The 2563-nt window shown below is 71.5% G+C and carries 2 protein-coding genes; both read right to left on the reverse strand.

From position 1 onward, the window contains the following. Nucleotides 1–129: 129 nt before the first annotated feature. Nucleotides 130–1809, reverse strand: a complete 1680-nt coding sequence (locus QZV72_RS07590; RefSeq protein WP_297006867.1) for an acyl-CoA dehydrogenase family protein — start codon at nt 1807–1809, stop codon at nt 130–132. After that, nucleotides 1806–2435, reverse strand: a complete 630-nt coding sequence (locus QZV72_RS07595) for a TetR/AcrR family transcriptional regulator (RefSeq protein WP_297006870.1) — start codon at nt 2433–2435, stop codon at nt 1806–1808. Before QZV72_RS07595 ends, QZV72_RS07590 begins: the two co-directional genes overlap by 4 nt. Nucleotides 2436–2563: the final 128 nt, after the last annotated feature.

The following is a 2563-nucleotide window of genomic DNA, read 5'->3' on the forward strand; positions in this document are numbered from 1 at the left end:
CACGCTGAACCCCCACCCCTTTGCTCCCCGGTGTCATTCTGACGACAGCAGGTGTTCCCTGGGAGATCAGGTCGGAGGTCAACGCCCGGGCCCACACCACCGACCCATGCCCGGGCCCGCGCCCCCGACCTACGCCCGGTCGACCAGGGCGGTCAGGTCCACGCCCGTGGGCAGTGTGCCGTACTCCATGCCGCGGGTCACCGGGTCCACGCGTCCGGCCAGGAAGGCGGACGCCACGGCCGTCGGCGCGTGGGTCAGCAGCGTCTGCGCCTGCAGCGTCAGCGCGAGGGCCTCGATCAGCCGCCGGGCCAGTGCCGGCGCAGTCGCCGGGGAGGACGCGGCGTCCTTCAGGAGGGAGGTCGTGCGGTGGAACTGGGCGTCGTACCGCTCGTCGACGCCGAGCGACCGGGACATCTCCGCGACGAACGCCTCACCCGCCTCCGGCTGCCGGGCCAGCGCGCGCAGCACGTCGAGGGCGATGACGTTGCCCGACCCCTCCCACACCGCGTTCACCGGCGCCTCACGCAGCCGCCGCGCCAGGGGGAACAGCTCCGTGTACCCGTTGCCGCCGAGGCACTCGAGCGACTCGTAGGCGTGGTGCGTCCCGCGCTTGCACACCCAGTACTTCGCCACCGCCGTCGCGAGACGACGGAAGTCCACCAGGGTGTCGTCGTCGTGGGCGGCGGCCAGACGCATCGCCGTCCACGTCGCGGCCTCGCTCTCCAGCTGCAGGTCGGCGATCACATTCGTCATCGCGGGCTGGTCGATGAGCGTCGCCCCGAACGCCGCCCGGTGCCGCGCGTGCCAGGATGCCTCCGCGACACCCTGGCGCATCCCCGCCGCCGACCCGAAGACGCAGTCCAGGCGGGTGCGGTTGACCATCTCGATGATCGTGGGGACGCCGCGCCCCGGCTCGCCGACGAGCCAGCCGACGGTGCCGTCCAGCTCGATCTCGGAGGAGGAGTTCGACCGGTTGCCCAGCTTGTCCTTGAGCCGCTGGATGAGGAACGGGTTGCGCTCACCACCCGGCAGGATCCGGGGGACGAGGAAGCAGGAGAGGGCCTCGACGCCGTCGCGCCCGGTGCCGGCGGTCTGCGCGAGGACGAGGAAGGCGTCCGACTGCGGGGCGGAGCAGAACCACTTGTGGCCGGTCAGCGACCAGGTCCCGTCGCTGTTCGGCGTCGCCCGGGTGGTGTTCGTCCGCACGTCGGAGCCGCCCTGCTTCTCCGTCATCGCCATGCCGAAGATCGCGGAGGTCTTCGTCGCCGGGTCGCGCAACTCCGGGTCGTAGGAGGTGGAGAGCAGCTTCGGCTCCCAGAACTCCGCGAGCTCCGGGGACTTCCGCAGCGCCGGGACCACCGCGTGCGTCATCGACACCGGGCAGCCGTGACCGGGCTCGATCTGGCTGACGACGAAGAACCCGGCGGCACGCGCCACGTTCGCGCCGGGCCCGGGGTGCGCCCACATTGAGGTGTGCAGCCCCTGACTCACCGAGTAGCCCATGATGCGGTGGTAGGCGGGGTGGAACTCGACCTCGTCGACGCGGTGGCCCCACCGGTCGTGGCTGCGGTGCACCGGCGTGATCTGGTTCGCCAGCTCCGCGTCATGCTGGTAGGACGCGGTGCCCACCTCCGCGCCGACGGCGGTGAGCTTCGCGGTGGCGTCCGGCCCGAGATCGGGGGCGAAGGTCGCGACCGCCTCGACGAGGGCAGGGTCGCAGGTGAACTCGTTGACGTCGACGCGGGGGGCTGACTGGTTGAACACGGTGTGCGTTCCGGTGTGCGTGGCGGTGCGGGTGGCGGTGGTCATGATGCTCCCAGGGCTCGTAGACAGAAGGTGGTGACCGAGGAGATGTGCTCCTCGGGGTTGGCGGGCCGGCTGCTGAGCCGGCCCATCAGGGCCTCCGCGTTGGCGCCGATGACGGCGCGGGCGGAGGTGGCGGCGTCCTGCGCGGGAATCTCCCCGGCCGCCACCCCGGCGGTGATGATGCCGACCAGCAGTTCGTGGTACCGGCGGCGGAACGCGAGACGTTCGGCCTCGACCAGCGGGTTCACCGGCTCAAAAAGCAACGCCTCGGCGGTGCGGGGGCTGATCAGGGCGCGCCGGGAGAAGGTGGTCAGCAGAGCGGTGAGCCGGGCGGCCAGGACTCTGCTGTTGCCGCCGTTGCCGCTGCCGGATGCTGCGGCCCGGACGGCGCGTTCCACGGCCCGGTACTCGCGGTCGGCGAGGCTGCGGAAGATCTCCGCGAGGAGCTCCTCGCGGTGCCCGAAGTAGCGGTACACGGTGCCGATGGCGATACCGGAGGAGTCCGCGATGGCGCGGACCGTCGCCGCGCCGAAGCCGCCGGTGGCGACCAGGACAGTGGCGGCGTCGAGGATGTCGGCGCGGCGTCGTTCGGCGCGGGCCCGGGTGTTCTCGGTCGGGCGGTAGGGCACGGGGCCTCCGTTCGGGGTCTTCCACAAACATGTGAACTGTGGTTCACCGTGTCGCAGGTTACATCACCGAACGAAAGAGAGCCACACCATGAATCTGCTCGACGTCCTCGACGCGTCCGTCCGCCGCC

The organism is uncultured Corynebacterium sp. (genome assembly GCF_902782855.1).
Taxonomy (GTDB): Bacteria; Actinomycetota; Actinomycetes; order Mycobacteriales; family Mycobacteriaceae; genus Corynebacterium.

Bases quoted from the DNA above. Each gene is read 5' to 3' on its own strand.
- QZV72_RS07590 (WP_297006867.1), bottom strand. From the start codon at position 1,809: ATGACCACCGCCACCCGCACCGCCACGCACACCGGAACGCACACCGTG.